General features: G+C 70.0%; 3 protein-coding genes and 1 pseudogene. 3 read left to right on the forward strand and 1 reads right to left on the reverse strand.

Going from position 1 to position 2,578, the window contains the following annotated elements:
• The 3 genes and pseudogenes from ACNFOC_RS53145 to ACNFOC_RS53155 all read left to right on the forward strand — a co-directional run.
• Positions 1-180: hypothetical protein (locus ACNFOC_RS53145; RefSeq protein WP_416966133.1), on the forward strand; the 180-nt coding region annotated here is incomplete at its 5' end.
• Positions 125-568: pseudogene (locus tag ACNFOC_RS53150) on the forward strand (DUF501 domain-containing protein); the annotation flags it as partial. The gene ACNFOC_RS53145 and the pseudogene ACNFOC_RS53150, both read left to right, overlap by 56 nt.
• Positions 565-1,542, forward strand: a complete 978-nt coding sequence (locus ACNFOC_RS53155; protein WP_416966134.1) for a Ppx/GppA phosphatase family protein — start codon at positions 565-567, stop codon at positions 1,540-1,542. The pseudogene ACNFOC_RS53150 and the gene ACNFOC_RS53155, both read left to right, overlap by 4 nt.
• 176 nt (positions 1,543-1,718) lie before the next feature.
• Here ACNFOC_RS53155 and ACNFOC_RS53160 read toward each other — a convergent pair.
• On the reverse strand, positions 1,719-2,578 hold an 860-nt coding region (locus tag ACNFOC_RS53160), incomplete at its 5' end, for a hypothetical protein (RefSeq protein WP_416966135.1).

The raw sequence follows: 2,578 nt of genomic DNA on the forward strand, positions 1-2,578 counted from the left end.
CGGTCGTTCTGCGCGCGGCTGCTCGGTATCGACGAGCATCGGGTGTTCGGCTTCCATGTCCGGCCGGCCGGGCAGTGGGGGCTTGGTCTGCTGGAGGCGGGTGCCGTCGAGGACGGCGGTCCTCCCGACGACGTACTACCTCACGTGCCCGCGCGCCGCCTCGGCGATCGGCACCCTTGAGGCGAACGGCGTCATGAAGGAGATGACGGCCCGTCTGGAGACGGACCCGGAACTCGCCGCCGCGTACCGCGCCGCGCACGAGGACTACATCGCGCGCCGCGACGCCATCGAGGTCCTGGAGGGCTTCCCGAGCGCGGGCGGCATGCCGGACCGCGTGAAGTGCCTGCACGTCCTGGTGGGCCACTCCCTGGCCGCCGGCCCGGGTGTCAACCCGCTCGGCGACGAGGCGATCGCGATGCTGCCGGAGTGGTGGAGCAAGGGACCGTGTGTGAGCGTGCCCGGGGTGCCGCCGACCGGCGAGGGTTGGGAGACCGTGACGTCCGAGGACGGCAACGGCTACTTCTCGTTCAAGCCCGTCGAGGCGCAGACGAAGGAGGGCGACCAGTGACCCGTGTCGCCGCCGTCGACTGCGGTACGAACTCGATCCGCCTCCTCGTGGCCGACGTGGACCCGGCGACGGGTCAACTCGCCGACCTGGACCGGCGGATGACGATCGTGCGGCTCGGCCAGGGTGTGGACAAGACCGGCCGCCTGGCCCCCGAGGCGCTGGAGCGCACCTTCGCGGCCTGCCGCGACTACGCGGCGATCATCAAGGAACTCGGCGCCGAACGCCTCCGCTTCGTGGCCACGTCGGCCTCCCGCGACGCCTCGAACCGCGAGGACTTCGTCCGGGGCGTCCTGGACATCCTCGGCGTCGAACCGGAGGTGATCACCGGCGACGAGGAGGCGGAACTCTCCTTCACCGGCGCGACAGCGGAACTGACCGGCCGGGACGAGCTGGCCCTCGCCAAGCCCTACTTGGTCGTGGACATCGGCGGCGGCTCGACGGAGTTCGTCGTCGGCGACGACCAGGTCCGCGCCGCCCGCTCCGTGAACATCGGCTGCGTCCGCATGACCGAGCGCCACCTCGTCCGCGACGGCAAGGTCACGGACCCGCCGACCCCGGACCAGATCACGGCGATGCGCGCCGACATCGAGGCGGCCCTGGACCTCGCCGAAGAGACGGTCCCGCTCCGCGAGGCCCGCACCCTGGTCGGCCTGGCCGGCTCGGTCACCACGGTCTCGGCGATCGCCCAGAACCTCCCCGAGTACGACACGGAGGCCATCCACCACTCCCGCGTCTCCTACGACCGCGTCCGCGAGATCACGGAGTCCCTGCTCCGCTCCACCCACGCCGAACGCGCCGCGATCCCCTCCATGCACCCGGGCCGCGTAGACGTCATCGGCGCGGGCGCTCTCGTACTCCTCTCGATCATGGAGCGCGTCGGGGCGACGGAGGTCGTGGTGAGCGAGCACGACATCCTGGACGGCATTGCCTTTAAAAGTGCACAAGACATCGAAGAAGATGAAAACAGCGATTGACCTGCGGTGACTCGCCGCGAGCGAGCGTGAAGCGACCCCGGCACCTGTGGTCATGGTGCCGGGGTCGCTTGTGTTGTGGACCTCGCCGCCCCCGCGGGGGAACAGGGGCGGCGAGGCCGTCAGGGGGTGGGTAACTCGTGCGCGGGAAAGAGCGGGTCAGACATGGGTGCTCCTCGTTACGGCCGACGATAGGCGGCCCAGCGTGCGGCTGCTGCGGCAACGTCTTGAATCCATACGACTTCGGGCGCGTCTGCGGCGATACCGGCCCACAGCCGCTCTTGGGCGGTCGCGAAGACGTCGAGGGCACGCCGGGGCGCGGTGGACCATGCGGGCGTCTTGGCGGCCCATTGCTCGGCGTCCGCGGGGCTGTGGCCGGCCGAGGTGAGCCAGACGACCCAACAGGCGGCGTCGATCCATACCGCGCCGCGCGTCGGCCATGCCCAGTCGACGACGCGGGCGGCGTTGTTGCTGATCAGCACGTTGTCGGGGTGCCAATCGGTATGCAGCAGGGTTTCGCCGCGCAGTAGGTCGGCGTCGTCGGGGTCGTCGATGTACTCGGCGAGCCGCTGCTCGATGTGCTTCAGTTCCAGATCGATCGGGGCGCGGACGCCGGAAAGCGTGATGATCGCCTCGGCGACGAGTGGCAGGTCGTCGGACTGCGGCCGGTAGTCCGCGGGCCGACCCTCGACATGCTCGAAACCGAGCAGATCCCAAGTGCCGTCGTTGATCCTCCAGAGCAGGCGGGGGGCGAGGGGGGCCACGGAAGAGTTGATCGTGGCCTCGCGGTTCTGTGTCCACGCGCGAGGGTGATCGGTGTTCATCCCTTTGACGAAGACGCGGCCGGCGCGGGTGTCGAGGGTGGCGGCAACCTCGCTGTTGAGTCCCTTGTCGGCGGTGGCTGTTGCGTAGATAGGGCCGGTGCGAGCCTCGACGGCCTCGCGGGTGGCGGCGGGTAGGTCATCCCATTGAGGCCACCGTGGCCCGGCTGAACTCCGGCTCGGTGTCCTGGCAACTCGCCGTCCGCAGGCTCCAGTTG

It is taken from the genome of Streptomyces colwelliae (assembly GCF_048158785.1).
Classification (GTDB): Bacteria; Actinomycetota; Actinomycetes; order Streptomycetales; family Streptomycetaceae; genus Streptomyces.